23 protein-coding genes are annotated in these 23,681 nt (G+C 51.4%); 10 read left to right on the top strand and 13 right to left on the bottom strand.

Annotation, left to right across the window (positions count from 1 at the left end; genetic code table 11):
- Positions 1-2 precede the first annotated feature (2 nt).
- Positions 3-1,463 carry a helicase HerA domain-containing protein gene (locus tag J4G78_RS16655; protein ID WP_207987621.1) on the bottom strand — a complete coding sequence of 487 codons (1,461 nt, stop codon included), beginning with the start codon at positions 1,461-1,463 and terminating at the stop codon, positions 3-5.
- A gap of 110 nt (positions 1,464-1,573) precedes the next feature.
- On the opposite strand from J4G78_RS16655, the gene J4G78_RS16650 reads away from it, so the two are divergent.
- The gene (locus tag J4G78_RS16650; RefSeq protein ID WP_207990818.1) at positions 1,574-1,834 is read left to right on the top strand and encodes a hypothetical protein; all 261 of its coding nucleotides are present in this window, start codon (positions 1,574-1,576) and stop codon (positions 1,832-1,834) included.
- Positions 1,835-2,019: 185 nt separating this feature from the next.
- Positions 2,020-2,607, top strand: a complete 588-nt coding sequence (locus J4G78_RS16645; protein WP_207987620.1) for a GNAT family N-acetyltransferase — start codon at positions 2,020-2,022, stop codon at positions 2,605-2,607.
- Positions 2,608-2,684: 77 nt separating this feature from the next.
- Here the strand turns inward: J4G78_RS16645 and J4G78_RS16640 are convergent, their stop codons facing one another.
- The 3 genes from J4G78_RS16640 to J4G78_RS16630 form a co-directional block, all read right to left on the bottom strand.
- A complete protein-coding gene (locus J4G78_RS16640) occupies positions 2,685-3,128 on the bottom strand; it encodes a host attachment protein (protein ID WP_207987619.1) in 444 nt (147 codons plus the stop codon).
- 186 nt (positions 3,129-3,314) lie between these two features.
- On the bottom strand, positions 3,315-3,956 hold the full coding sequence (locus tag J4G78_RS16635; RefSeq protein WP_207987618.1) for a response regulator transcription factor: 642 nt from the start codon (positions 3,954-3,956) through the stop codon (positions 3,315-3,317).
- Positions 3,946-5,478 carry a PAS domain S-box protein gene (locus J4G78_RS16630; protein ID WP_207987617.1) on the bottom strand — a complete coding sequence of 511 codons (1,533 nt, stop codon included), beginning with the start codon at positions 5,476-5,478 and terminating at the stop codon, positions 3,946-3,948. The genes J4G78_RS16635 and J4G78_RS16630 overlap by 11 nt, the downstream gene beginning before the upstream one ends.
- Positions 5,479-5,963: 485 nt before the next feature.
- Between J4G78_RS16630 and J4G78_RS16625 the strand changes: the two genes are divergently transcribed.
- The gene (locus J4G78_RS16625; protein ID WP_207987616.1) at positions 5,964-6,806 is read left to right on the top strand and encodes a universal stress protein; all 843 of its coding nucleotides are present in this window, start codon (positions 5,964-5,966) and stop codon (positions 6,804-6,806) included.
- Positions 6,807-6,824: 18 nt separating this feature from the next.
- Here the strand turns inward: J4G78_RS16625 and J4G78_RS16620 are convergent, their stop codons facing one another.
- The 5 genes from J4G78_RS16620 to J4G78_RS16600 all read right to left on the bottom strand — a co-directional run bounded on the left by J4G78_RS16620 (position 6,825) and on the right by J4G78_RS16600 (position 11,096).
- The gene (locus J4G78_RS16620; RefSeq protein ID WP_207987615.1) at positions 6,825-8,393 is read right to left on the bottom strand and encodes an MBL fold metallo-hydrolase; all 1,569 of its coding nucleotides are present in this window, start codon (positions 8,391-8,393) and stop codon (positions 6,825-6,827) included.
- Between the two features lie 18 nt (positions 8,394-8,411).
- Positions 8,412-9,224, bottom strand: a complete 813-nt coding sequence (locus J4G78_RS16615) for a putative universal stress family protein (protein ID WP_207987614.1) — start codon at positions 9,222-9,224, stop codon at positions 8,412-8,414.
- 113 nt (positions 9,225-9,337) lie between these two features.
- The gene (locus J4G78_RS16610) at positions 9,338-9,964 is read right to left on the bottom strand and encodes a hypothetical protein (RefSeq protein WP_207987613.1); all 627 of its coding nucleotides are present in this window, start codon (positions 9,962-9,964) and stop codon (positions 9,338-9,340) included.
- Positions 9,965-9,977: 13 nt separating this feature from the next.
- Positions 9,978-10,337 carry a hypothetical protein gene (locus J4G78_RS16605; protein ID WP_207987612.1) on the bottom strand — a complete coding sequence of 120 codons (360 nt, stop codon included), beginning with the start codon at positions 10,335-10,337 and terminating at the stop codon, positions 9,978-9,980.
- Positions 10,338-10,469: 132 nt separating this feature from the next.
- Complete coding sequence (locus tag J4G78_RS16600; RefSeq protein WP_207987611.1) at positions 10,470-11,096, bottom strand: TetR/AcrR family transcriptional regulator; 627 nt, start codon at positions 11,094-11,096, stop codon at positions 10,470-10,472.
- Between the two features lie 127 nt (positions 11,097-11,223).
- Here J4G78_RS16600 and J4G78_RS16595 point away from each other — a divergent pair, with 127 nt between their 5' ends.
- From J4G78_RS16595 to J4G78_RS16585, 3 genes are read left to right on the top strand one after another with little or no spacing between them, the layout of a single operon-like run.
- On the top strand, positions 11,224-13,563 hold the full coding sequence (locus J4G78_RS16595; protein WP_207987610.1) for a TonB-dependent receptor: 2,340 nt from the start codon (positions 11,224-11,226) through the stop codon (positions 13,561-13,563).
- A gap of 10 nt (positions 13,564-13,573) precedes the next feature.
- Positions 13,574-14,479: an alpha/beta fold hydrolase gene (locus J4G78_RS16590; RefSeq protein ID WP_207987609.1), complete on the top strand. Its 906-nt coding sequence runs from the start codon at positions 13,574-13,576 to the stop codon at positions 14,477-14,479.
- A complete protein-coding gene (locus J4G78_RS16585; protein ID WP_207987608.1) occupies positions 14,480-15,754 on the top strand; it encodes a spinster family MFS transporter in 1,275 nt (424 codons plus the stop codon).
- 61 nt (positions 15,755-15,815) lie between these two features.
- Here J4G78_RS16585 and J4G78_RS18300 read toward each other — a convergent pair whose 3' ends face one another.
- The 4 genes from J4G78_RS18300 to J4G78_RS16570 form a co-directional block, all read right to left on the bottom strand.
- The gene (locus J4G78_RS18300; RefSeq protein WP_259371342.1) at positions 15,816-15,938 is read right to left on the bottom strand and encodes a hypothetical protein; all 123 of its coding nucleotides are present in this window, start codon (positions 15,936-15,938) and stop codon (positions 15,816-15,818) included.
- A gap of 21 nt (positions 15,939-15,959) precedes the next feature.
- Positions 15,960-16,172, bottom strand: coding sequence for an adenylate/guanylate cyclase domain-containing protein (locus J4G78_RS16580; protein WP_243457342.1), 213 nt, complete (start codon positions 16,170-16,172; stop codon positions 15,960-15,962).
- Positions 16,173-16,194: 22 nt separating this feature from the next.
- A complete protein-coding gene (locus J4G78_RS16575) occupies positions 16,195-16,626 on the bottom strand; it encodes a hypothetical protein (RefSeq protein ID WP_207987606.1) in 432 nt (143 codons plus the stop codon).
- 90 nt (positions 16,627-16,716) lie between these two features.
- Positions 16,717-16,872 carry a hypothetical protein gene (locus J4G78_RS16570; protein ID WP_207987605.1) on the bottom strand — a complete coding sequence of 52 codons (156 nt, stop codon included), beginning with the start codon at positions 16,870-16,872 and terminating at the stop codon, positions 16,717-16,719.
- Between the two features lie 1,815 nt (positions 16,873-18,687).
- On the opposite strand from J4G78_RS16570, the gene J4G78_RS16565 reads away from it, so the two are divergent.
- The 4 genes from J4G78_RS16565 (at position 18,688) to J4G78_RS16550 (ending at position 23,679) form a co-directional block, all read left to right on the top strand.
- Positions 18,688-19,215: a hypothetical protein gene (locus J4G78_RS16565; protein ID WP_207987604.1), complete on the top strand. Its 528-nt coding sequence runs from the start codon at positions 18,688-18,690 to the stop codon at positions 19,213-19,215.
- Positions 19,216-19,298: 83 nt separating this feature from the next.
- Positions 19,299-20,063: a fimbria/pilus periplasmic chaperone gene (locus J4G78_RS16560; RefSeq protein WP_207987603.1), complete on the top strand. Its 765-nt coding sequence runs from the start codon at positions 19,299-19,301 to the stop codon at positions 20,061-20,063.
- Between the two features lie 15 nt (positions 20,064-20,078).
- Positions 20,079-22,748: a fimbria/pilus outer membrane usher protein gene (locus J4G78_RS16555; RefSeq protein ID WP_207987602.1), complete on the top strand. Its 2,670-nt coding sequence runs from the start codon at positions 20,079-20,081 to the stop codon at positions 22,746-22,748.
- Positions 22,729-23,679 carry a hypothetical protein gene (locus tag J4G78_RS16550; protein WP_207987601.1) on the top strand — a complete coding sequence of 317 codons (951 nt, stop codon included), beginning with the start codon at positions 22,729-22,731 and terminating at the stop codon, positions 23,677-23,679. Before J4G78_RS16555 ends, J4G78_RS16550 begins: the two co-directional genes overlap by 20 nt.
- Positions 23,680-23,681 lie beyond the last annotated feature (2 nt).

The raw sequence follows: 23,681 nt of genomic DNA, 5'->3' as shown, positions 1-23,681 counted from the left end.
ACTTATTCCGCCTCTGTACTGAGGCCCAATTGCGGAATGCCAATGGAACGCTTTCCACCAAAATCAGCACGAACAACAACCGCGCCTTGCTTTTCCATATATTCGACCAGCCTGCGAATCCGGCCAGGTGATCTTGTTCCATAAGCGCGGCCGAGCGCTTCATCATCAGGACACGGACTGCCCTCCATAGCGGCGCGCGCAATTTGCAGAAAAGGCGCTGCCATATCCTCTGGCAATTGCGCCGCCGCTTGCAAAAGATCTTGCCAGCGCGGTTCATGCGGGTCGAGTATCCCGCCTTTTGCCAAAGCAAATCGACGGCGAAATTCGGCGAGCTCCAACGGCACTTTGGCAAGTTGTTGCATCCGGCATCGGACCGAGAAATCTTGATATAACAATGCATCGGCTTGAAACGCGCTATTAGGGTCAGCAAGCATTTCTCTCAAAACGGCAACAATGGTCGCTTCAATGTCGACAGGATCAGACTCTGCGACATCATCGGGAGCAGATGCTGTTTCAGACGCTGGCTTTGGCGAGGCAATTCGGCGGATTAACTCGTCAGCGGCAATCGGTTGCGGCTCGGGCTGGTGTTGAGCCTGCACCGGATCAATATCCATTTCGGCGAATAGCATAGTACGCAAATTTTCCGGCTCAGCCTCTGGCATGGGCAAAAGACTATGCGTACCCATTCGAGTACTGGTTTTTGTCGGGCCAATTTTCATCGATATTGGCCGACGGGAAATAGCCGGACCGAGACCGAGAAAACATCCGCGCTCCAAATCCCTTATCCGTTCTGCTTGCCGCCGCTCCATTCCCAATAGATCAGCTGCGCGCGCCATGTCGATATCCAAGAAGGTCCGCCCCATTAGAAAATTACTGGCTTCAGCAGCGACATTTTTTACCAGTTTGGCTAGCCTCTGGGTCGCAATGGCCCCTGCTAAACCACGTTTACGCCCGCGGCACATTAAATTGGTCATGGCACCAAGGCTAGCGCGACGCACGGCATCCGGTACATCCCCTGCAACGGCGGGAGCAAACATCTGTGCTTCGTCAACCACCACCAATGCCGGATACCAATGGTCCCGCGGTGCATCGAACATCGCATTGAGAAAGGCCGCGGCGCAGGTCATTTGCGCTTCCAATTCCAAAGCCTCCAAATTCAAGATGATCGAAGCGCGATGCTCGCGAATACGAGTGCCCATCGTAGCAATTTCCGGCTCATTATAGTCTCCGGCATCAATCACGACGTGATTATAGGCATCTGCTAATGTTGCAAAATCCCCTTCAGGATCAATAACGATCTGCTGAACAAGGTGAGCACTTTCTTCAAGCAGGCGGCGCAAAAGATGAGACTTACCGGAGCCTGAGTTACCTTGCACCAGAAGCCGTGTCGCCAGCAACTCCTCGATGTTAACATGCACGGATTGCCCCGTGTCATCAGTTCCAATTTCGATACCAACACTCACCGCGTAGCCCTACCGACCTGATTATAAAGTTGCAACTGATGGAACGCACTACAACAGAGTATTTTTTGATAGCGTTGCGAATGGACAAACTATCGCTTAAATCATCGCGAATGGATTTCGACGATCAACTACAGCGCTATTTTGGAACGACCGACCTTTCATCAGTACATCCAGAGGCGATGAATGCAGGCCTCGAACGGATGCGTGTAGATCTGGGCCTCGAAACAGATAGCGGAAGACGCTTCGCTTTTTGGGCAGTGCTTTATATGTTTGGTGCTGCACCTGACCTTCATAGCGTATTTGAGGATGATGCAGACCGCAACTCTGCCCGTGATTTCATGGACCTCATGGATCGCGCACTAGACAATTAGGCACCTCAATCATTCAAACCCCGACTTACGACCTTAACTTCTGCGCCAGTTGCGAAGGCGGGTTTTAGAATTGAGCCAGATAATCACGTCGCGATAGGGATCATTACGGATAACGACGTTGAACTTTAGGGGCCATATTTGCCGGACCACTTAATCCCCACAGGATAAACGGAAGGCAATTCACCATGTCAGTTTCGACAAAAAGTTCAGCGGCATCAGGACATCATGAGAGCCACGACTTAATCGTAAGCAACAGCATTCCCCTTACCACCAACACTGGATTTGAATTTCATGTGCGCCCGGTCCAGTCTGAAGACAGGGAAGCGCTTAGAAAGTTTTTCGCAAATGTTTCCAAGGAAGACCTGCGTTTTCGGTTTTTATCCGGCCTGCCAGAAGTGAGCAATTCCATCTTGGACGACATGATCAACGTCGATCACGAGCACAAAGAGGATTATATCGCCTTTGACATCGATGATAAAACTATCGTCGCCAGTGCGATGATCGGCGCCAATGCAGATCGATCTGAGGCCGAAGTCGCGATTGTGGTTCACTCGGACTATAAGCATCGCGGCATGAGCTGGACCTTCCTTGAATATGTCGCCGGCGAGGCCAGACGAAGCGGCATCAAGAAGCTGCAATCCATCGAAAGCCGTCAGAACCATGCGGCGATCGAACTGGAACGCGAAATGGGATTTACCGCCAAAAGCTATCCCGGCGATGCAACGCTCATGTTACTGGAATTCGACCTTGCTTCCAGTAATCCGGACGTCTGAAATAAGGCCATCGCCAGTGCAACGACGCCATCGGGGCCGGATGCCTCTTCAAGCCCCGATGGCTCTGCACAAATATATCAGGCGTCATGCTTCTCGAGCATCTTTGCCAAAGGTTCGGCCTCATGCGGACCGAAGGCTTTAGCGATTTCAGCCAACAGATTCCGGCTGGTCTCCGGTCTTAGGTTTTGGCGGATAACGCCCAATGCTCGTGGGGCAGCTACCAATAGCAAGCCTACTTTGGAATCTCGCGCAATCTGATCAATCCGCTCGGCGGCTTCCCGGGCGAAGCGGTCTTCCGCCTGCTGGTGCAAATCGGTCTGTTCATAAGCCCCTTTGCGCGGGCTTGTGCTCTGGGAACTTCGGCCAGGTCGGTCTGTTCCTAATTCAGACGAGCGCGGCGATGGGTTCTGATGTTCCTCAACCAGCTCCAATGCGGGTTTGAAGGCTTCACCAATATTACGGAAAATCGACATACGCGATCCATCAACCGCCACGATCAGACTACCATTGCGTATCAGCACATTTTTTTCCTGTATTTACGTTGGGGGCTTTCATGATGCATCCAGATACAGGATGTTACAAGGTAATTTACGATAACATGAGATTAAGACGGCAGGTACCGTTGTCGCGATAGATATTGTTACGGATGACGCTTTGGTAAGTGCCCGACATTAAAGCGTCATGAGGGAGCAGAAGAAAGACGAAAGTCAGTGCTGCATCGGTTTCACGGTAAGCGGATCACCGGTTTCTGCTGCAAAACCGATACGCAACGCTTCTGCCAGACTGCGTACGCGCAGTTTTTCCATCATATTGGCACGGTAAATCTCGACCGTGCGCGGAGAAATACCAAGGTCATAGGCAATAGTCTTGTTCGGATAACCGCTCATCAACCCATCCAGCACGTCCCGCTCCCGCCCGGTCAGACAAGCCAGCCGCACTTTTGCTTCGGACGATGCCATTTCCTTGAGATCGCGATTGTCCAGCCGATCGAAACCCTCTTCCATTGCGGCCAAAAGCGCTTCTTTCTCATAAGGCTTTTCCAGAAAATTAATCGCACCAGCACGCATTGCCTGGACCGCTATTTCAACATCTCCATGACCGGTGAGGATCACGACCGGCATGTCAATGCCTTGCTTGACCATCTCCTGCTGCACCTCCAGTCCATTCATTTCCGGCATACGCACATCGAGCAATACACAGCCACGTTCAGCATTCTTGGCAAGTTTAAGAAATGCAATGCCAGATTCCACCGGCCGCACCTGAAATCCTGCATGGCGCAGCATGAAAGCAGCAGAACGGCGCACCGCGTCGTCGTCATCGACAACATAGACTAAATGTTCATTCGACATGCAATTGCTCCTTGGCAGCTTTCAACAGGAATATCCGAAAGATCGTCCCTCCATGCGGGTTGGGTTCAGCGTAAATTGTTCCTTCATGCGCCTCGATAATAGTCCGGCAGATAGACAGGCCCAGACCCATGCCGCCGCCCTTGGTCGTGGCGAAAGGATGAAAAAGCTTGTCGATCATCTCCGGATCAATACCGCTACCGGTATCGGAAATCGCGATCTCGACGCGTTTCTCGGGCGCAGATTGAACGCTAATGCCCATCTTCTTTGTATCAGAACCCGACATCGCTTCGATGGCATTGCGCATCAAATTCACCATCACCTGCTGAATCTGCACGCGATCAGCAAAGACATGATTGGTATCGGGATCAATGTCGATTGTGCATTCTATACCTTTATCATAGGCACCAACCAGGCCCAAAGTCATGGCATCTTCAACCAATTGAGCAATCGATAGTATTTGCCGATTGACCTCTCCTTTGGCGACAAATTCGCGTAGTCGCCGGACAATCTTTCCAGCACGCAAGCTTTCAGATACGCTCTCCTGAAGGGCTTCGTAGAGCAGAGCTTTATTGTCTTCCACACCCGTATCAAGCAAATCGCGGGCAGCGGACAAATAATTCGCAATGGCCGTGAGCGGCTGGTTCACTTCGTGGGCAAGAGCCGAGGCAAGCGTCCCGACCGCACTAAGGCGTGAGGCATGCATCAAATCGCCCTGCAAAGCTTGCAACTCTGCTTCGGTTTTTTTCTGTTCCGTGAGATCGACGATGAAGCCAGTGAACAGACATTTGTCGCCGCTTTTCGCTTCCCCGATTTCCAGTCTAATCGGGAATATCGTGCCATCTTTCTTGCGGCCTTCGACCGTTCGACCGACGCCGATAATATGCTTTTCTCCGGTACGGTGATAGCGTTCGAGATAGCTATCATGGGTTTTAGCATGTTGCTCGGGCATGAGAATATTGACACTCTGACCGAGCATCTCAACTTCTTGATAACCGAAAAGATTTTCAGCGGCTGCGCTGAATGAGGTAATATGACCGCGTTCGTCGATCACCACCATCGCATTAGGCACGGTAGCCAATATCGATTCCAATATCGATCTTGATTGCTCAGCAGCATCTAGCGCACTCTGCCATTCGGATACATCGCGGGAAGTAATGACCGCCGCATTGATAGAACCATTCTCATCAGCAAGCGGTGCAAGTCTACATTCCAATAAATGAATAGTGCTATCGACAGCCTTGATTTCAACGCGAAAGGGCTCGCTCACACTCCGCTTTTCGCCGCTGAGCAGAGCTTCAAAAGCCTCTCGGTAAATCCGGCGATAGGGCCGCGAAATCAGCGATAAGGGCGCGCCTTCGGGCAAGTCCTCAAAATGCTCCACACCGACCTTCATTAGTCCAGCTTGATTCATGTCGATTAGCCGGAAATTGCGATCCACGATCGCTACGCATTCAGGAAGAGTAGCCAATACAGCTTCCAGATAGGCTTTACGGTTGGTATCGATGGTCATGCTCTCGCGCACGGCGAAACATCCTCATAAAATATGGCGCCCCGCCGGCGTGCAATATGACATGATTTTCCCGTCATTCCCATCTCCAAAGAAAAATCAGTTACGCGCCATAAAGCAGGGGTAGAAAATACGTAAAACTACGTAGGGAACACCACTGATTTTAACGACCTAGTGAAGGAAATATAACGCTACATGAAGAGGGAAAAGATGTGCGAGACCCAAGGAGGCAGCATTGATGGTAACAAACGAGACGAACAAATTTCCAGCATATTTTGAAAATAGCCTCCTGGAGGCGCAGGTCCCCGAGCACACTAAAGCGCTCAAAAAAGAACGAAAGATCCCGATCAATACCGCCTAGCTGGCGGGTTGAGGAGGTACGCAGGTCGCCTTTCTGTCCCACTCGACGCCCCTTCCCCCCACTCCCCCACGGGCGTAAAACGGCGGAAGGGTGGCCTGTATCCATTTTCCATTCTGATATAAGGGGAGAATTTCCGGACATGGCCGATAGCAAGACGACGACGAAACCCATCCTATTAGCGACGGATATGACCGCGCGCTGTGACCGGGCCTTCGACCGCGCGCTGATGCTCGCCAAGATCTGGGGGACTAGATTAATTGTTGTCCATGTGCTCGATCCCAAGCAGGCAAAGAAAAAAGGACTGGTGCCAAAGGAGGCGCGGACTCAACTAGAGGATGAGCTCCCGGAAACTGACGTTGACGTGCAATTCATCATTGAGATGGGCAATATCGGCGAACTGGTGATTGAAACTGCCAAGCGAGAACGTTGCGGACTGATCGTAACCGGCGTGGCCCACTATGATGGTTTTAGCGATGTTTTCCTGGGCTCACCGGTTGATCATATCGTGCGTCACGCTCACGTTCCGGTTCTAATCATCAAACGCAAGCCGATTAACCCGTATGGCAACATATTGGTCGCGACGGACTTTTCCGATTGTTCCATGACAGCGCTCAACACCGCGGCAGAATTGTTTCCGGAAGTGCCTCTCCATCTCGTCCACGCGTATAACGTGCCTTATAGTGGCTGGCTTAAATCCGATCAGGTAGCAAAGGATATTGGTTCCGAGGAAGCGAAATCAATGGAACGCTTTCTAGCCCAGACGACGATTAACAACGCCGCATTCAAGGGGTTAGTCACGTCCAGTGAGAAGGGTGAGCTTGGCGTCGTCTTGTTCAACAAGATTAAGGAAGTGAAATCCGATCTCGTGGTACTGGGAACCCATGGCAAAAGCGGCTTCATGCGGGCCAGCATGGGTAATAATGCGCGGGTGCTTTTGGGCTGGCTCAAACAGGACGTAATGATGGTACGCGATCCGCAATAAGGCATTGACCTTCTCGGCTTAGCGCAGTTTTTCTTTCTGATAGCTTTCCAGCGCCCGTTCGAGCGCGTTGAGCATCTTGTCGCGATCCTGATTAGATGGCAAAGCGCGCACTTTTTGTTGCACAGTCGCGCGCAATGCTGCGAGCCTTGATGTCCAGTCCTGCGCCGCGATAAGCTGCTTTGCATCATTGCGAGCAGGTGTTTGCATCCGAGCCGACGCATTTGGGAGTAATTTCCATTTTTCGCCAAGGACGGGAATGATCGGATCGTTATACTGGTTTGCAGCCGTCAGATCATTGGACAAAACGTGCAGCGCCTGTTCTTCACCATGGACTAGAAATATGCTGCCTGATACTGGGCTGTGTTCTTCCAGCCATTTAGCCAAATCTGTGCGATCAGCATGATTGGAATAGCCGTCGAGAACCGCAATGCCAGCATTGACCGTTACATCATTACCAGAAATACGCACCATTTTGGCGCCGCCGATCAAGACAGAGCCCAACGTGCCGGCAACTTGAAAGCCAGTGAACAAAACTCGTGACTGCCGCCAGGGCAGATTGCGAACCAGATGATGTCGGATCCGGCCGCCCTCGCACATACCAGATCCGGCAATGATCACAGCTCCTGTTATCTGATTCAATTGTTTGGATTCCGCAACCGATTCGATGAAGCGGATATTCGAACGCTTGAGTAGATCTGCTCCATTGTTTCGATATTTTAGTACTGCCATGGTTATCTTCTGGGCCAGCGGTGCATCCAGAAACACATTAATCGGGGACAATCTTTTGGAATCAAATAGTGCCAGAAAGTCTTCTAAAATGGCCTGTGTTCGTTCTACAGCAAAAGCGGGGATGAGCAGATTGCCTCCTGCGCCTAGGGTATTCTCGACATTCGTGGCCAGTGCCTCCCGGCGTTCCCGGATCAGCGTTTCCTCTCTATCTTTCGCTCCGTAGGTCGCTTCGCAAATAATATGATCATATCCGCCCAGTTCCTGACCCGTGCACTGGATCGCACTGCCAGATCCGATGTCGCCAGATACCATCAGCCTTTGGCCAGCAATTTTAATTTCCACCGAGGCAGAACCAACTATATGCCGTGCATCCCACAAACGAAAAGAAACACTATTGCCTAAATCCACTTGCTCACAATAGTCGACCGTGTTGATGTTTTTCATCAGTTCCATGACATCCGGATCAGTATAGAGCGGACTAAATGGCGGTAGCCCAGCACGGTCAGCACGGCGGTTGCGTCGTTCCACAGACGCCGCCTGCAGCTTCGCTGAATCCAGTAACAATGGTTTCAATATATCTGCAGTCGGAGCAGTGCAGTATGTCGTCCGCTTGCCGCCATGAGCGTATACGCAGGGCAACCTTCCACTATGATCCAGATGGGCATGAGATAAAATGATCGCATCGATCTTCGCAGGATCGAAGGGAAGCTTTTCATAATTCAGCCGTTCGAGCGACCGGGTTCCTTGAAACAGCCCGCAATCGACGAGGATCGTCTTGCCACCACCGCTAATTTCGAGACAAGAGCCTGTCACGGTGCCAGCAGCGCCGTGAAATGTAATGCTAATACCTTCGGTCAAATTGCACTCCCGAAGAATCTAGTGGGAGACGATGAGCGGCACCGGGCAATCCTTGAAAAGACTTCGTGTCACACCGCCAAAAAGGAATTCGCGGGCCCGACTGTGGCCATAAGCACCCATTACCATGTAACTGGCTTTCAGCGCATCGATGGTCGAGAGCAGAACCGCTTGAACAGACGGTTTTTTCGCCGACATGCTGTGTACCTCAGAGGTAATACCGTGGCGTGAGAGATATTCCGATGCGGCCAACGGTGGCAGATCGTGATCCTTATCCTCATCAACCGTGAGGATGTGTACACTGCTCGCTAGACGCAACATAGGCACCGCGGCGCGCAAAGCATTACCGGCTTCAAAACTACCGTTCCAAGCAACGATGGCGACACCGGCGGCATCGAAGTTTTTAATATGGTCGGGCTGGACCAGAGCAGGCACATTTGTATTGAAAAGAACATCACCCAAAATACCAAGCGGCAGAACATTGTCCTTATCTCCGCTCGCGGAACTAAGAACCATGAGATCGGAAAGTGCTGAATGGCGTGCGAGACCTCGCGCTGGACTGGCGTTGACCTCTTCATAATGCCATGACACATCTTCCTCTGCCAATTGGCTTTCAATATCGTTGCGTAATCTTTGATCGGCTTCTTTTGTAAGTTTCGCGACGTCATAGACCACCGACATACCTGTAACGCCATCAAATGCCATTTGCGGGTTATAGGGATTGGCGCGCAGGCAGTGGAGATGGCCATTTGTTGCGCGGGTAATATCCAGAGCAGCTTGCAGTCTTGCTTCCAAACCGGTGTCATCGTTGACGTAAAGCAGCACGGATTTCATTATTTTTCTCCTATTTTTGATGACCTTCCGACGGGAAAGCACCAACAGGGCGAGTGTATCCTGATCGCTTTTGACCCTGTATAAGGGATGTTACGGAGACTTTGGGACCCGCTTCAATCTCCATCATCTTGCGTTATAGGGCTTTGCCATTGAAAGGCCGCCACCAGTTCCATCAATGCTTCTTGCGCTGGCACGTCGAGTTGATGTGGGTAAGATGCGATCAGACGGGCGTCCCAATAGCCATAATCAATCGCAGTCAGACTGACATGCCACGGCACGTTGTCTTTCTGCCCATCAAATATGCCTTGGTAGGCAGGCAAATCTTCCCGCCCGGACACAAAATAATCGCCTTCCGATTCAATTGAGGCGCTGGCATAGTGGGACATCACAGTAGGTTTGATAATCCGATAATGATCGCGTGCGGTCAAATCTTCTAAATGGACAACCGTGATATCCACGGCAATCGGTTGCTCGCCTATGGTACGCTCATAGCGGATCTGGAAATTTTCGCCCAAGAAATCAGTGGTCATTTCGCATAAGCGCCTAAACCCCGCTGTTTCTGCGGGGAAAACGAAACCACTGTCCTTGTGAACAATGGCGGAACCACCTTTATATGGCACGAATGGATCGAAAAGTGGTTCGGAGCCAACTACACATTCCGCCGCAGCTGGCGAGGCAGTGAGGCATAGCAGACCGGCAGCGATTCCGAGGCTGCGAGAAAATTGCTTATGAAAAAACATGATGAATCCTCCATTATTCGTGGCAGCTGATCACTTTGAATGGCAGCTTACTGCCATCAGCCTCGGTGATGGTCAGATATTCCCCCGCCTTGATGGGATGATTTTGCAGTCCAAATATGACTTCGTCGTCATCATCACCAACCTTGTACGAAAAGGCCCAGCCTTTATCAGTAGCGATTACCACTCCATTCTGGTCCCGCTCCCCAGGCCAGAATCGCCGTACAACTGGACGCTTTTCCGCTTCACGCAGCGCCTGTGGTTCGATCAGTCCTGCGTCGTCCAGCGGAACGCGAAACACATAAGCATGAGCTGATGAGCCATTGGGGTGATCTGCGGTTCGGGCCAGTTCAAGGCGTATCGTTTTCCAAGTCATTCCCGATATTTGGCGAGAGAAATCTTGCAGCGCGATACGCAATATTGCGTAGGAGGCATATGCTCAATCAGACTATTGATGATTTTAGCCATGGCGACCGAACGCTAAAATATCCGATCCCCAAAACGATGCCTAGCTTTTCGCCGCAGCGATGCCAGTAGCCAAAATCTCGTTGGCAATTTCAGCAATTTCAACTGTCGATTTCTCTTCAGTCCATATCCCGTATCTCAGGCCGAGAAAAACATTCATACCCATAATCGCCCAAGCATGCGCTTCGTCAAGATTGCCACGCAAATCACCTGCTTCACTGCCTTCCTGCAGCCGTTCAAATATTCGCTTTGCGGTTGCTTCATAGTGAGCACGATAACTATCTGGGTCCACAAATTCTGCTTCATCGATAATACGATAAATCTCTTTGTGCTCACGAGCAAAATTCATAAACGCTTCCAGCGCAAGCTTTTCCCGCTCCAGCGTATCCTGCCATTCGGTCATCGCAATAGCGGCATGGCTTTTGACTCGCGTGCTCATATCTTTCACGAGCGCGCTGAACAGTTCGTCCTTTGAATCGAAATAGGTGTAGAAGCTGCCCAAGGCGGTCCCTGCCCTTTGGGTAATCCCGGTAATCGAAGCCTCGTGAAAACCTTTTTCACCGAATTCGAGAGCGGCGGCATCTAGCAATTTACGTTTTGTTTTCAGACCGCGTGCGGTGCGGGGTTGCTTGTCGTTAGACTCGACATGAGCAGAATATTCTGTGGCCATATGCTCACGGCTAACGGTATTTTGACGGATTGGCAAATTTCAAAGTTGAAATATGGTTCATGTTTCAATATAGGAAGATCAGTGACCTGAAATTATCAGGCAAAAAAATGTTTAGGAGGAGGTTCTTATGAGATTTCAGCACAGTGTTAGCTACACGGCCTTGGTAACTTGCTTGGCGACGGGACTTATCGCGCCGACTACCGTTCATGCTCAGGCCGTCGATGCCGCGAGTGAGGATACAAGCGACGGCACAATCGTGGTCACAGCCCGCCGCCGCGAGGAACGACTGGTCGATGTCCCCTTGTCGATTACAGCGATTAGCGGCGATGATCTGGCCGCATCTGGCGTACAAGATATTACCGAAATTGGTCAGGAAGTACCCAATCTGACGCTCGAAGTGTCACGCGGCACCAATACCACGCTGACCGCATTCATTCGCGGCGTCGGTCAGCAGGACCCGGTGGCTGGGTTTGAAGCGGGCGTCGGTCTTTATGTCGATGATGTCTATCTCAACCGACCTCAAGCATCTGTGCTCGACATTTATGATGTTGAACGGATTGAGGTTCTGCGTGGTCCACAGGGCACCCTATATGGCCGCAACACCATTGGCGGCGCAATCAAATATGTCTCGCGGCGCCTGCCCGAAGATACATCGGTCAAGATCAAAGGGACTTATGGCTCCTATGATCAGGCCGACCTGATCGTCACTGCTTCTACACCGATTACCGATAGCCTGCGTATCGGTGCCAGTGGAGCGCGGCTGAGTCGTGGCGGTTTTGGCGACAATCTGGCGCAACCGGGTGTTGAAAATTACAACAAAGATGTCTGGGCAGCGCGCGGAAGTATCGAATATGATGATAACGGATTTTTCGTACGTCTTTCTGGCGATTATATCCGCGATGAAAGTGATCCCCGTCAAGGCCATCGCCTTATACCGAGCCTACTTACAGGCGCGCCAGTTCTGGATGATGTTTTTGATACGCGGGCTGGCTTGACAGTTCCCGAGCAATTGGTCGAAGCCTATGGCGGTTCGCTACTGATCGAAGCGCCGGTTTCGGACAATATTACCCTGAAAAGTATCACCGCTTATCGCGAGGACAAATCCTCGTCCAACATCGACTTTGACAGCCTACCGTCCGAAGATCTCGACGTTCCGGTAATTTATGAAAATGACCAGTTCAGTCAGGAATTTCAGATCCTTTATGAAAGTGACAATCTGAACGGGGTATTGGGCGCTTATTATCTGGATGCCAATGCGTTTAATGTATTCGATGCCTTGCTGGCCACAACAGGTGCCTTGCCCTTTGTGAACGCGCCCGGCCTTAATGCACAGACACTCGGCGATGTTGATACGGAGACATGGTCGATCTTCGGCGATTTCACCTATGATATTTCCGACCAGCTCAGCCTGTCAGTCGGTGGCCGCTATACCAATGACAAGCGCAGTGCACGGATTTTGCGAACGACATTTGTCAACGGGTTTTCGGACCAGTTTGGAGGCGCTGGCGTCCCTATCGCGGTAACATCTGACTTTACCGGCAGCGATTCGTTCAAGGAATTTACCCCGCGCGCGTCGGTCAGCTGGAAGCCGAATGAAAACCACAATATTTATTTCACTTACTCACGCGGCTTCAAAGGCGGCGGATTTGATCCACGCGGTCAGACGAGAGACACCCCGGATTTCAACCTGGATGGAGTCATCTCTGGCGACGAGGTGTTCGACTTTCTCCAGTTTGAACCAGAAACTGTCGATAGCTATGAACTCGGTTGGAAAGCATCGTTGCTCGAAAACCGCCTGAATGTAAGCGTTGCATTGTTCAAGGGTGACTATTCCGATGTCCAGATACCGGGGTCGATTGGTTCAGACACCGATGGCGATGGCACTAATGATAGTTTTGCAGGTATTACCTCCAATGCCGCAAGCGCCGATGTAAACGGTTTTGAATTTGAAGGCCGCGCCCTGGTCGGCAAGGATTTTGCAGGCGCTGGAAGCCGTTTCAACGTCAGCTGGTCACTGGGCTATCTTGACGCTAAATTTAACACATTTATCGACGAATTCGGTAACGATGTGGCAGACGAGCGAGTGTTCCAGAACACACCCGAATGGACCGGCAGCATGTCGTTCAATCTTGGTGTACCAGTGGCCAGCGGCATGCTCGACCTGATCAGCGGAATATCCTTCCGCAGCGATGCCAGCCAGTTTGAGACAGCTAACCCATTTCTGGATCAGGACGGTTTTGCGCTGGTCGACGCCAGCTTGGTCTATACTCATGACAGCGATCTGTTTTCCATCGGCCTGCATGGTAAGAACCTTTTCGACAAACGTTATAAGGTGGCTGGCTATAACTTTGTGACTGGCGGACAAAATGGCGCGCCTTTCGTATCCGAATTGGGCCTAGAAGGAAACTTAACTGCCTTTTTCGGCGATCCTCGCCGGGTCTTTGTCACCGGCGAAATCAAGTTTTAAGCCGGCCAGTATGACAGAATCGTTTCCACAGACGGATCGCGAACAAGGCGATTCGTCTGTCTATAGGAATCATTTCTACCACAGCGGTGATGACCGGCTGACACTGTACGCGCGCATTTATGATGGTGACGGGCCGTCGTTGCTATTGATGCACGGACTAACCAGAAACAGTGCCGATTTTGAAGGTCTCGCCACACATCTGGCAGGACGATATCGACTTATAATCCCAGACCAACGCGGACGTGGGCGGTCAGACTATGACCCTGAGCCTGCAAATTATACGCCGACAACTTATGTGGGAGACATGTTGGCATTGATGGCCAGCTTGCAGCTTGACCAAGTTGGCCTGATCGGCACATCCATGGGCGGCATTATGGCGATGATGATGGCGGCGAGCGACCCAGAACGTTTCCATAGCCTGATCCTCAATGACATTGGCCCGGTGGTTGAACAGATTGGATTGGATCGTATTCAAAGCTATGTCAGGGCGCTCGAACCCTTTGAGAACTGGCAACAAGCCGCCAACCATTGCCGGAAGGTCCATGGTGATATGTTGATCGGCTATGATGACAAGGACTGGCTCAGCTTCGCTCGGCGCGTCTGCCAGGAACTACCCGATGGCCAGATTAAATATGCTTATGACCCAGCTATCTCGGAAGGCCTTTCCGGCACTCAGCAAACCGCTGTACCGCTAGATCTATGGCCAATATGGGACCAGTTCGCTAACATTCCGACGCTTATCATCTATGGCGCGCTTACAGACATAATCTCTCCATCGACGATAACAGAAATGCAACGCCGCCATTCTGGACCTATCAGCGCTGTAGAGATAGCTAACCGTGGCCATGCACCGATGCTTGACGAACCAGCTGTATTATCAGCGATTGATCCGTTCTTAAAAAATATCGCTCCATAGATGGCAAGCAAAGCAACCCTCCCGGGTCCCAAGACCTCCCCCAATATGGCGCTTGGCATGTTGCTAGTCGTCTATATTTTCAATTTTGTTGACCGCCAGATATTGGCGATATTAGCTGGGCCTATTCAGGCAGACCTCGGCCTCAGCGACACCCAAATGGGATTGCTGGGAGGCATTGCCTTTGCCCTGCTCTATTCCACCTTGGCAGTACCCCTGGGCTGGATTGCTGATAAGACAAACCGCAGCTGGGTAATCACTATTTCCTTGGCTGTATGGAGCGGATTTACCGCGCTTTGTGGTTTCGCACAGGGATTCTGGTCGATATTTCTTGCACGGCTTGGCGTTGGGATAGGCGAAGCAGGCGGCGTTGCACCATCCTATGCGCTGATCGCTGATTATTTCCCAAGCCATAAGCGTGCGCGCGCTCTTTCCATCTATTCGCTCGGCATCCCTCTGGGGTCCGCCACTGGCGTGATCGCAGGCGGTTATATAGCTGCAACGGTAGACTGGCGCCTTGCCTTTCTTGTGGTCGGATTAGCGGGGATCCTGATTGCACCACTTTTCAAATATCTTGTCCGCGATCCCGTGAAGACGCCCGTCAGCGCGGACGTGACAATATCACAACCCAGTTTCATCGATATTCTCAAAATTCTTACCAAAAAGCGTGCTTTCTGGTTTCTCGCACTCGGTGCGGCCTCCAGTTCGATGCTGGGCTATGGCATTGCTTTCTGGCTGCCCAGTCTATTGCAGCGCAGCTTCGGTTTGAACCTTATTGAAACGTCGCTCTTCTTCGGATCGATCTTGTTGATTGGCGGGGTCGCTGGTGTGATTGGCGGCGGCGTTTTGGGCGACTGGCTCGGCAGTAAAAACAAGGGCGCCTATGGGCTGGTGCCGGCCATCGCTTTCCTACTTGCGGTCCCGCTCTTCGCTGCCGGCATCTTAAGTGGTTCGGCAACGCTGGCATTTGTCCTGTTTCTGATCCCACAAGGCCTCGCCTATATCTGGCTGGGCCCGGTTTTGTCTGCCGTTCAGCATCTCGTCACGGCAGAAACCAGAGCCACTGCTTCGGCGCTATTTCTGTTGATCAATAATCTTATAGGTATTGGTGGTGGGATATTTTTCCTTGGCGCACTGTCCGATAGTCTTACCCCAATTTATGGTGAAGATAGCCTACGCTATTCCATGCTGATTTCGCTGATATTTTACATCATCGCTGCAGGATTAATGGCGCTAGCCGCAAAACCGTTACAGCATGAATGGGTAGAAGAGACTTGATCAATTCTTGATCTACTCTGCTAATCATTGAGTGGCTGACGCCTTCTTCAATTTGTATGGATCAAGTCTCATCACATAATGTGTAAGTTGGCTCGGTCGCTGATCGCCCTTTGACCTGAATATCGGCCACTTTCCGGAAGGTCAAAGACGGCGCTGCGCTGACGGTGGTCTGATCGATTAACATATCGACCGCTTGTTCTTTACATTAGTCTTCGAGACGCGAGGCCAAGTTGACAGCATCGCCCAGTACCGAATAATCAAACCGGCGGTCTGAGTCCATATTTCCGACCACGCAAGTACCGGTGTTGATGCCAATGCCCATACGGATCACTGGTACATTGGCGTCAGCAGGCAGCATCGCCTGAATTTTGCTGTTGATATTCTCCATTTCCGCCAGCATCTCGCGCGCGGCCTCCACCGCGTGCAAAGCATGATCGGGATCATCCAGCGGCGCGTTCCACGAGCATGTCCGCCTCCGTCGATCCGCCTATCGCCATCCAGTTTTTCGCTTGCGCTTTTTCGGGCGAGAAAACTGTTAGGATCGGCTCCAGGAGGTCGCGCGCGGCCTTTGGTCTGCCGCTGTAGTCGCGTAACAGATTCGCTTCGCCTATCGCCAGCATGTTCTCGTCAGGAAAAGAAGCGCGCGCGGCAGCTATAGTCGCGATGGCTGCATCGGGCTCGCCCAACAAAGCCTCGACATCTGCCTTAGCCTGATAAAACAGAGCAGCGCCCGGGAACGCCATGACACCCTTTTCTGCATTGATTTTCGCAGTCCGTAAATCGCCGGCATAAGCGGCAATCAGTGTAAGCGTGAGATAACTCTCAGCGGTCGATTGAAGCAGCGGAGAGGTCGGTTCTTCACCTTGCTGCATAGCTGCGACATAACCGCCATAAATACCGGCCGCGTTATCAGTCGGATCCTAGGATTCGGCCAGTTCGTCAAACAGACGAGATGCCGCTTCCTAGTCACCACCATCCGCCAGCCGCCGCGCGTTGATGAGAGTCTCACTGTCATTGCCAAGCAAATCCAGCCCGCTGGCCAGATTGACAAAATACAGCATCTGTTCGCGTCCATCGGGATTCACCAACATGGTTCGCGTAGGCGCTTGCTCACGCAAGACAGTGGCCGCCTGCGCTGCGATCGCTTGCGGGAAGGCAGTTTGCCCAAGCCATATGATCAGCAAAAGTTACAGAATTTTTCGAGGTTTCACGGTCTCTTATTGCCCCTAGATCCAGCGAATTAGACGAGTGCTTGACGGTATTTTGCGCAATTTATAATGACTGATATCCATCAAAGCGACATAAATCAGTATCAAAGCAATATAGCATTAAAAAAGTGTGAGTTTTCTTGGTGTGAAGATTGACAAGGCCTGCTACCCAACAGGTCGATGGTTGGCTTTGCGCACAAAAAAGTTCCGTTAGATTACTCTGACCAGGATCATCGATTGTTGCCTAAGCGGAACAAACGCTCACATTTGTTTTCCGACGGCGGGGGATTACGGGTCCGACTGCACCAAAACTAAGGTCATGAAAGCTTATGTCGCTGACTCAGGAAAAGCAGCAATATTGCCTGGGCCTTCGATGCTCAGCTCATATTCCCCGAAATCACTTTTGTTGAAGCCAGATACCACAGCCAAATGGGATGTTCCGCTGTTCAGAGTGAAGCTAAATGCTGAACTGGTACCACTTGGGAAGTGGACGTCATCATCCCTACTCAGCAAGTTCGTAATTTGATCACGGAGATTAAAGCTGTTCTTATAGTAGTAAGTTTCATTCTGAGAATCTACACTAGGGTGGCAACGTTTCTGACGATTACCAGTTGTCAATTGGGTATTTTACGCGGGAGATTTTGCTAATATACTGAACCTGTAATTTCAGGCATTGGCAATCATCACATCACCGTGGCGCGGAGATCGCGAATCGGAAGTTGATGGGTGAATTATATTGCTGGGTTAACCAACAGATTTAATCAAAATAACATAAGTTTGACATGATCGAAAGAATAGAACTGGAAATTTATAGTGACCAAGTCGTCGGCGCACTATCGTTACTTATTGATTTATAAGGTAATAGATTCGAATGGCCTTAATTGGGACAGTACGTCGTGTTTGTATCACTTGCAAAGAGTCATTTTTTGTGGATGGTATCGCGCCATAAGCTTTGTTAGGAGATGTCCTTAACAACAGTGTAACATTAAATTGCTTAACACTTTCGGTGTTGGCATTCTTGGTTTGAACAGGGTCGCGAGTTTGGAGGATGTGTGTTGACAATGCGCACTTAGAAAACTTGCTGTGTTGAAAAATATTGCGCTCCAGCTTCTTATTGCCGGAGCACATCAGATCACCAGCCGACGGACTGTCATGGTCTGTTTTGGTGTCCCATCACGGCTTCTTTAGATAGCCCACATAGCTAGCAAAGCTGTGGCGCTAACTGCTTGATATCAAGGGAGGACGTACACAATCGTAACATTTTAATATCATATGGATTGACTAGGGATTGCCACCGATCGATTCAATCCAGCTGAGATATGATATATAATTCCATCACATTTATAAACGCCAGAAAATGGTGCAAATATGGAAAAGACAGTGGAAAAATTAAGGTTTTTGAAAAACCGGAAAACCGGATTTTCAAAAAAGGGGGCCCACCAGCGACCATGATTGGTGTCAAATCGCTGGCAGGCCGTGCGGACAGGTTCATGGGAACTCTGCCCGGGTTGTGAGAAAGCCTCACTGTGCAAACTTAGCGCAGTGCCGCCGCTTATGCAACGAATGTTGCGTCAATATGCGGCGGAGCGGCTTTCTCCAACTTCCAAATTCCCGTCGGTTGCATCTGAGGCCGGTCGATGCAGCTGTAAATTTCCGGCCATAATCAGCGATTTCCAATCCGGAAACCGCATCAACGGGGATATCCCCATAAGACGGAGAATTGAAATGAAAACTCTTGTAAAATTTGCCGCTGCAGTAGCTGTTCCAGCACTGATGATCGCTTCACCAGCCTCAGCACAGGACAGTGAGTCCTATGTTATCGGCCTGAGTGGTTCTGTTGACAGCAATTGTGAACTGATCCCTGAGGGTGCTGGTAGTTTCGATGTGGATATGCTGAACGTTGGCAATCAGGGTTCGTTGACGATCCTCTATTCCTGCAACTCTCCCTATACTGTGTCGTTGGAATCAGCCAATGGCGGTATGGAGCACCAGGAAAGCGGCGGTGTTGTTAACATCGATTATGATATCGAAGCCAGCTTTCTGGGTACAGGTATTGGGGCAACCTCAACAAACTCTGCCGACATGAACGGAACCCCAGTTACTATCGTGACCAACAATGACTGGCAAAATATCCTAACCAATGCTGGCACGCGTACCGGTAATCTCGATCTGAGCTTTGACAGTCTCAACGAGTTCGCTGTCGCGGGTACTTACGAAGATGAACTGACAATCACTTTGGCAGCAAACTTTTAATTGATTTGCTGAAAATCTGATCAAGTGGTCGGCGGTGTGTTTCGCATCGCCGACCATCCCTTCTTCGGGTTGAGGAGATAAAAATGTTGAAATTTCTCAGACGCGCGGCGCTTTTGCTGCCGCTGGCAATGCTGGTTGGTTTGACACCCGCAAGTAGCTACGACATGAAACCGATCGTCATCCAGCTTTCGCCAACCGGCGCCGGTGCCACTCAATCCGTTGTGCTAACCAATACGCATGATGTGCCGATTGCGATTGAGGTGCGCGCTTACACCCGGGAACAAAACCCGGATGGGACGGAAACCCGCAAACCGGAAGACGAAAATATAATCATCACCCCACCGCAGATGGTAATTGCGCCCAAGGCGAGCCAGAGTTTCAAGGTTCGCTGGGTTGGCGATCCAGCCCCGGAAAAGGAGCTGACCTTCCGTCTCGTGTCCAACCAATTACCAATCAAGTTCAAGGACGAGAAACAGGGCGATGTATCGGTCAATGTCAGTATGAACTACCGTTATGAAGCGGCGCTTTATATTGTCCCGCCACAATCCAAACCGTCCGCGCGCCTCACCGGTATCGCACCGGTTAAGGACGAGAGCGGAAAAGACTGGTTGGAAGTCAAGATATTGAGCGACGGGACGCGGCGCGCCATCCTCGACCGGCCTGTCCTTGTTGTGAAGCCGCAAAATGGTGGTGCTCCAGTCACATTGGAAGGCGACCAGATGGCCAATGTCGCAAATCTCAATATCCTGGTCGGCACGGAAAGGGTGGTAAGACTGCCATGGCCGGATGGGTTGACGCCCGGTCCGGTAGAAGGCGAATTTCGCACGGAGTATACGGTCTTTAACTAGACCGTATCGCGCGCCATGCGGATTTCGTTTCTTGTCCGGTCATCGCTGGTCGTACTGGCGGTTGCGCTTTCCGGCGGTCGAGCCGCGCATGCCGATACCCCCGATGTCGGTGTCTCAAATGGGCTGAATAGTCAGTCGACAGAGAGTCCGGATCAGGAAGATCAGGATCGGAAGAATCAGAACCAAGCTATTCAAAGCCCTGAAGGCCAGACATCAGAAGACGAACCGCAAGAATCAATAGATGATATTTTCAAACAGGTATTCGGCAAAGAGCGACCGGCGCTTGGCGAAGGCAATTATGTCGTCCTGATTGAGGGTATCAACGTCGGTGAATATCTGGTGACACCGGATAACAAAGGTCAGCCCGGATCTATTGCGGCAAGTTTTGTCAACACAGTGCTCGCCCCGATTACGGTTGTAGAGACGGCCGATTTGTTAAAGGCGCTAGCCAACGGCAGAGACAGCGTGACGTTTGACGAGTTGCGCAAACTGGGGCTGACTGTGGCATTTGACGATGCCCAACTGGTTTTGCGTATCGACATCCCCGCTGCAATGAGAACGGTCAGGAGCCTGAATCTCAGGTCTTTGCGCAATCGTTCCGACATTGAGCTGGTCGAGCAAAGTGATTTTTCAGGCTATGTTTCGGTCCGAGCCGGCACAACTATTGTCGAGGATTCCCGATCTGCGGACACGGGTTTCGCCCGATTTGTGGCCGACGTGGATCTGGCACTAAATGTCCGCGGTCTCGTCGCCGAAGCGGAGCTGCGTTATGATGATAGCCGCCAGAAAAAATTTTCGCGCGGCGATATTCGGCTCACTTATGATGACCGTGATACACTGGTCCGGTACGAGCTGGGCGATCTTAGTGTCGGGCGCCGGCCATTTCAAAATGCGCCGCGCATTGCCGGAATATCTGCGTTCCGGAACTTCAATATCAATCCTTATCTAAACATTCGCCCTTCTCCGGAACAGGCCTTTGAAATTGACCGTTCGGCGCGGGTTGAGGTGTTGTTGAATGGCGTACCAATACGGACTTATGATCTGCGTAGCGGGCGCTATAACCTAAGGGATTTTCCGCTGATACCTTCTGCCGGCAATGATATAGAACTGCGCATCACCTATGCCAGCGGAGAAACCGAATTGCGGTCCTATCCGGCATTTTATGATATTGAACTGCTTGCACCGGGCCTGTTTGACTTCGCCGCCAATTTCGGATTGCCCTATCGTGATGAGGATGGCGTCCGGCGCTATGACGACAATAATTACAATGGCACCGCATTTGTGCGCTACGGGTTTACGCCAACGTTGACAGGGGGACTCAACTGGGAAGGTGACCGGTTTTTCAACCTGGTTGGCGCAGAAATCGTCTGGGCATCTCCGATCGGTACATTCGGCGTGAACAGCTCGACCAACGTCAACAGCTTTAACCCTGATCATAGCCAGATTTCTTTGCAATACCGATGGCGAGATACGGATATTGTTCGCGACCGTGCCATTGATGCCACCGTCATTTTGACCGGAAAGGACTACCGGACTCTGAATCAGTTATTTGGCGGATCATTCATTGCCAAACAGGCACGGTTCCGGATCGGTCAAAAAATCACATCGCAATCGCGCCTCCAGTTTTTTGCCGGCTATGACGAATTTCGCGATGGGCAGCGTGATGGCTATTATATCGGCGCCAACTATTCACATCAGTTCCGTTTTGGTTCGGTTTCGGCCAGCGCCGAATATCGCCGTAGTGATGAGCGCAGCGGACCGGTATTTCGGATAGGACTATCCGTACCGCTGGGCCGGTCTTCATTGACCTCATCATATACAAGCGAGGATAATGCTGCCCGCATAGAGTATAATCGCTTGGCTTCGGTAGGCGTCAACAGTTTCGGGTTTAGCGCAGCAGCGGAGCGGCGCGATGGTTCTGATCGTCAGTTTGGCCGCGCAACCTATATCGGCAATCGTTTTGAAGGATCGATCGAGCAAATATCCAGCAATTATTTCAGCGATCGTGAACGGGACTTGCGGACGGAGGTTACTTTTGGAACCGCCATAGTTATGGCTGACGGACAGTTTGGAATAAGCCGTCCCGTCCGCAACAGCTTTGCCATTGTCAGGGCCAATGAAAAGGCAGGGGATTATCAGCTGGCGGTCGAACCGAGGACGGGTTTCGGATCAAGCAAGACTCAATATTCAGCCTATAGCGGTGCTTTGGGGCCGGCGGTTGTCACCACTATGACGCCCTATTTTAATCGCTCGCTGCAAGTGGACGCGCCCGATGCGCCAGCCGGAACCTCCCTTGGTGGACAGGTCTTTGCGGTCAATCCGGGTTATCGCAGCGGCTTTCATCTCGAGGTAGGAAGTGCCCGGAATGTGTCGCTGGTGGGTAACATGGTCGACCGGGATGGCGATGCTTTGGTATTTGTAACCGCCGAGGCAAGGGATACCGCCAGCGGTGCAAAAGGCGCGGATACAACGCAAATCTTCACCAACGCCAAGGGACGATTCTTTCTAGAGGGCGTTGAAGCCGGGCGAACGTATGACATCACCGTTACAGCCGGCGAACAAACGGCCACAAAAGCCGTGACCATCCCAGAAGAGGTCACCGGTATATACAAGCTGGATGGTGATTTATTCTATGATCTTGATGTCCAATCGAAAGGAGAGAATGATGATGAAACCATCCCTTAAAATTTATGCGCATCTGCTCGGAGCCAGTCTGGTTCTTCATGCCGTTCCTGCCGTTGCCCAGAACGACGCAATGCTGTTGGACGATCCCTGCAAGCTTGACCTGACCGCAGAGAGCAGTGTGGACTGGCGTGGGCTCTATGGCAGGGGATACGAGGTTTTTGACGAGGGACAGTCTTTTGAAGCAGTGGCTTTGTCTGTTCGTCATCAGGGTGTGGCCTGCCGGTTTTTTCTCACCGCCGCGCCTGTTTCGGGAGGGGGCGTCAATGCACTGAGCGGCCCTGGTGATCCGCTCTATTACGACATTCTGAAAACAACGAGCGGTCCGTCATTTCTCAGCGCCGATTTTGAGGGCAGCGAGACGTCCAGAATAGACGGACAATTCGGCCAGGGGCAAGGGGTTCAGGGAGCGACTTTGTTTGTTTCGATCCCAGCAAATCAATTTGTTCGCGGCGGAACCTATAATGGTCAGGCAATGATTAGGCTGTTTCGGGTTGACGCCGGAGTTCAGCAACTTGTGGCAGAGGCACCGCTAGCGATTTTGGCTCCGGTTGCATCGGTGCTGAAAGTCCGGTCAGATGATTTCCCTAACGGCGTGCGCGAAACTTCCATTGATTTGGGCGATCTTTCAAGGGCGGCACGCCGGTCGGTTGATTTTAATATCATGAGCAATGCTGAAGTGGCAGTCACTTTTCAGTCGGCCAATCGCGGAAAATTGGCGCATGAAGCTGGCGCGCCCGGCATTGGCTACAGTTTGTTATTCAGAGGCGAAAATATCGATCTTTCCGCAACAGCCCAATCGAGCAGGATCAAATATATGCCTAACCGGATGGAAAGAGCCGTCCCGCTCGAAATCGTGGTGCCCGCACCTAATGGACTACCGGCTGCGGGACAATATAATGATGCACTAACGGTAACCTTCACCGCGGAATAGGG

The organism is Parasphingorhabdus cellanae, from assembly GCF_017498565.1.
GTDB lineage: Bacteria > Pseudomonadota > Alphaproteobacteria > Sphingomonadales > Sphingomonadaceae > Parasphingorhabdus > Parasphingorhabdus cellanae.
Note: the sequence above shows the minus strand (reverse complement) of the source record. Positions and strands in the feature narration are given on the sequence as shown.

Bases quoted from the DNA above. Each gene is read 5' to 3' on its own strand.
- J4G78_RS16635 (WP_207987618.1), bottom strand. From the start codon at position 3,956: ATGTCGAATGAACATTTAGTCTATGTTGTCGATGACGACGACGCGGTG.
- J4G78_RS18300 (WP_259371342.1), bottom strand. From the start codon at position 15,938: ATGTTAATCGATCAGACCACCGTCAGCGCAGCGCCGTCTTTGACCTTC.
- J4G78_RS16585 (WP_207987608.1), top strand. From the start codon at position 14,480: ATGGCAAGCAAAGCAACCCTCCCGGGTCCCAAGACCTCCCCCAATATG.
- J4G78_RS16560 (WP_207987603.1), top strand. From the start codon at position 19,299: ATGTTGAAATTTCTCAGACGCGCGGCGCTTTTGCTGCCGCTGGCAATG.
- J4G78_RS16555 (WP_207987602.1), top strand. From the start codon at position 20,079: ATGCGGATTTCGTTTCTTGTCCGGTCATCGCTGGTCGTACTGGCGGTT.
- J4G78_RS16575 (WP_207987606.1), bottom strand. From the start codon at position 16,626: ATGCAGCAAGGTGAAGAACCGACCTCTCCGCTGCTTCAATCGACCGCT.
- J4G78_RS16650 (WP_207990818.1), top strand. From the start codon at position 1,574: ATGGATTTCGACGATCAACTACAGCGCTATTTTGGAACGACCGACCTT.
- J4G78_RS16605 (WP_207987612.1), bottom strand. From the start codon at position 10,337: ATGACTTGGAAAACGATACGCCTTGAACTGGCCCGAACCGCAGATCAC.
- J4G78_RS16610 (WP_207987613.1), bottom strand. From the start codon at position 9,964: ATGTTTTTTCATAAGCAATTTTCTCGCAGCCTCGGAATCGCTGCCGGT.
- J4G78_RS16600 (WP_207987611.1), bottom strand. From the start codon at position 11,096: ATGGCCACAGAATATTCTGCTCATGTCGAGTCTAACGACAAGCAACCC.
- J4G78_RS16590 (WP_207987609.1), top strand. From the start codon at position 13,574: ATGACAGAATCGTTTCCACAGACGGATCGCGAACAAGGCGATTCGTCT.
- J4G78_RS16625 (WP_207987616.1), top strand. From the start codon at position 5,964: ATGGCCGATAGCAAGACGACGACGAAACCCATCCTATTAGCGACGGAT.
- J4G78_RS16615 (WP_207987614.1), bottom strand. From the start codon at position 9,224: ATGAAATCCGTGCTGCTTTACGTCAACGATGACACCGGTTTGGAAGCA.
- J4G78_RS16645 (WP_207987620.1), top strand. From the start codon at position 2,020: ATGTCAGTTTCGACAAAAAGTTCAGCGGCATCAGGACATCATGAGAGC.
- J4G78_RS16595 (WP_207987610.1), top strand. From the start codon at position 11,224: ATGAGATTTCAGCACAGTGTTAGCTACACGGCCTTGGTAACTTGCTTG.
- J4G78_RS16550 (WP_207987601.1), top strand. From the start codon at position 22,729: ATGATGAAACCATCCCTTAAAATTTATGCGCATCTGCTCGGAGCCAGT.
- J4G78_RS16565 (WP_207987604.1), top strand. From the start codon at position 18,688: ATGAAAACTCTTGTAAAATTTGCCGCTGCAGTAGCTGTTCCAGCACTG.